This is a genomic window from uncultured Planktosalinus sp., from assembly GCF_963973675.1.
Lineage (GTDB): Bacteria > Bacteroidota > Bacteroidia > Flavobacteriales > Flavobacteriaceae > Planktosalinus.
Genome location: NZ_CAXBAN010000448.1, coordinates 1 through 1830, shown reverse-complemented (window position 1 = coordinate 1830; position 1830 = coordinate 1). Strand labels below are relative to the sequence as shown.

General features: G+C 33.3%; 1 protein-coding gene. It reads left to right on the top strand.

Annotated elements, in window-relative coordinates; genetic code table 11:
• The coding region (locus tag AACY61_RS13185; protein ID WP_339612043.1) for a translocation/assembly module TamB domain-containing protein at positions 1–1830 on the top strand (1830 nt) is incomplete at both ends.

Here is a 1830-nt window from a genome sequence, read left to right as displayed (position 1 = left end):
TTCCCTTCAGGAAGACAATAATAATCCACTTTTCAACACCTATGTTGAAGTAGACTCAATTGATTTGGGCACTTACAGTTTTTCTGATTTAAGCCTCGTAAACGTTACACTGTCAGATACACTGTTTGTAAGATCTGAATTTAAAGGGGGACCAACAAAAAGTGACTTATTTAATCTTTCTCTTTATCACACCATCAATAAAAATGGAAAATCTGTGATTGGTATGAAGCGTTCAGATATTAAATTCAAAGAAAATAAATGGTTCATCAATGAGCAGAACGACACACTCAATAAAATTGTATTTGACAATAATTTCAAGGATATTATAATAGACTCATTGGTACTGAGTCATCAAGATGAGCTGATTCAAATGGCTGGGAAAATAAGTGATTCAAGCTATAAAAATCTTAAATTACAATTTAAAAATGTTGATATTGGAAAAATCACCCCTGAAATTGACAGTCTTGAAATGTCAGGAAATGTAAATGGCAGTTTTGATTTTATTCAGCGGGAAAACAGGTATTATCCAAAATCTGATGTTATAATTGACAATTTAATCATAAATGACAATCAATTAGGTGATTTAAACTTAAACATTAAAGGCAGTGAAGATTTAACACGATATGACATAAATACCACTTTAACAAACAATAACGTTAAATCAATCAATGCAGTGGGCAGCTTAATTGTAGACGATTTGAATTCAAACATCAATCTTGATGTTGATTTAAATGACTTTAATTTAGCAGCTATAAGTCCTTTTGGTGGTGATGTTATAAAAGATATCAGAGGTTTTGTATCCGGAAAAGCAAATGTAAGTGGTGATTATAAATCACCAGAAATTAACGGCAGACTAGATTTAAGGGGTTCAGGAATGAAAATTCCTGAACTCAACATTGATTTTGATTTTAATGACCAAACTCGTGTTTTACTTAGTAAAAATAAGTTTACCATTCCAAGAACAGAAGTAACCGACACTAAATACAATACCAAAGCTTTTGTTAGTGGGTCTTTTGAACATGTGAATTTTGGAAACTGGTCAATGAATCTGGATATTGATACAGACCGCTTTTTGGTTCTTGATACCGAAGCTGACGAAGAAGCATTGTACTATGGAACAGCTTTTATAGATGGTTATGCATCTATCTATGGACCTGTTGATGAATTGATCATAAAGGTTGATGCAGCAACTGCCAGCGGCACAACATTTAAAATCCCAATAAGTGATACAGAATCAATTGGTGATGATTCTTTTATCTACTTTCTTTCACCGGAAGAAAAACAGGCACGCATATCTGGAGAACAATTTATAAGAGAAGATTTAAAAGGGCTTACTCTCGAATTTGATTTAGAAATAACACGAGATGCTGAGGTTGAAGTCGTAGTTGACATTAAAAATAATTCAACCCTAAAAGGTAGAGGGGAAGGAATATTGTTTATAGAAATCAACACACTTGGCAGATTCAATATGTGGGGTGACTTTCAGGTTTATAACGCAGTATATGATTTCAGATATGCAAACCTAGTTCAAAAGCAATTTGTAGTGGAAAGAGGTGGAAACATCACCTGGGATGGTGTTCCGGAACGAGCGAGAATAGATATTAAAGCTATTTATGAAACCACAGCAAACCCATCTATACTACTTGATAACCCGACTTTAAATAGAAAAATTCCTGTAGAAGTGGGTATTCAGTTACAAGGTGAACTGATTTCACCTGAAATGGAATATTCAATTGAGTTTCCAACAGCAAGCTCTATAGTTAAGTCAGAATTAGATTATAAACTTGATGATCGTCAACAAAGGGAACTTCAAGTATTATATTTAATTTC